Raw genomic sequence first — 1,005 nt, 5'->3', positions numbered from 1 at the left:
CTCTTTATTGAGTTATCAGAAATGGGTAGCGCCATCTTAGTAGACCCGGCTATGCGTAATGCACAGGCTCGTGGCGCTGAATTATTTTTCCTGATCTTTAAAAGCAATCGCGCTAGTCTCACTTTATTAAATACTGTTAAGCCTGAGAATATTTTTACGATTGATTCTTCAAGCTTGGGCGGCTTAATTAAAGACACGCTCAAATTTTTACTACTAGCTCGCAAGCATCGTATCGACACCGTCATTGATTTGGAGTTGTTCTCTCGCTTTACCGCTCTACTCACTGGCCTCTGTGGTGCACGTCGTCGCGTGGGTTATCACATCTTTCATGGTGAAGGTTTATGGCGTGGCTTTATGCTGACTCGCAAAGTCCATTACAACCCGCACATCCACATTACCAAGAATTTTCTATCTCTAATTCATGCGGCATTTGCTAAAAAGATTGAAGTCCCATTTAGCAAAATACATATTGCAGATTCTGAAGTGCGTTTAGAGCAAGCAGTAATTAATCCAACTGTATTGAATCAAATTCGCGAGCGTATTGAGAAGCTGAGCGGGTCTTTTGGTATTCAATTTAAGCAAGGCGGGCAACGTCTGATTTTAGTCAATCCCAATGCAAGTGATTTATTGCCGCAACGACGTTGGGCGCAACAGCGCTTCTCAGAACTGATTCAAGGATTAAATCAACGTTATCCTAATGACCTTATTTTGATCACTGGCTCCCCCGCTGAATTTCAGTATGTTGAAAAAGTACGCTCAGTTGCAAATGTTAAAAACGCTCTGAACTTTGCCGGTCAAGTGAGCTTCGCAGAACTACCGGCGCTGTACACACTATCTGATGTTATGGTGACTAACGACTCTGGGCCTGGGCATTTTTCTGCGGTGACCCCGTTGCGCACAGTCGTTTTATTTGGACCAGAAACTCCAGCGCTCTATGGCTCGGTTGGCAAGTCAATTGCGATCACAGCCAATCTCGCATGCTCACCTTGTGTCAGTGCCGCCAAT

1 protein-coding gene is annotated in these 1,005 nt (G+C 44.5%); it reads left to right on the top strand.

Features of this window, described 5'->3' with window-relative positions; genetic code table 11:
* Nucleotides 1–21 precede the first annotated feature (21 nt).
* Nucleotides 22–1,005, top strand: a 984-nt coding sequence (locus B7Y67_RS19385; RefSeq protein WP_293600030.1) for a glycosyltransferase family 9 protein, incomplete at its 3' end; no start/stop codon positions are given.

It is taken from the genome of Polynucleobacter sp. 35-46-11, assembly GCF_002281105.1.
The sequence above is the reverse complement of the archived record's forward strand: the minus strand, read 5'-3'. Positions and strand labels throughout refer to the sequence as shown.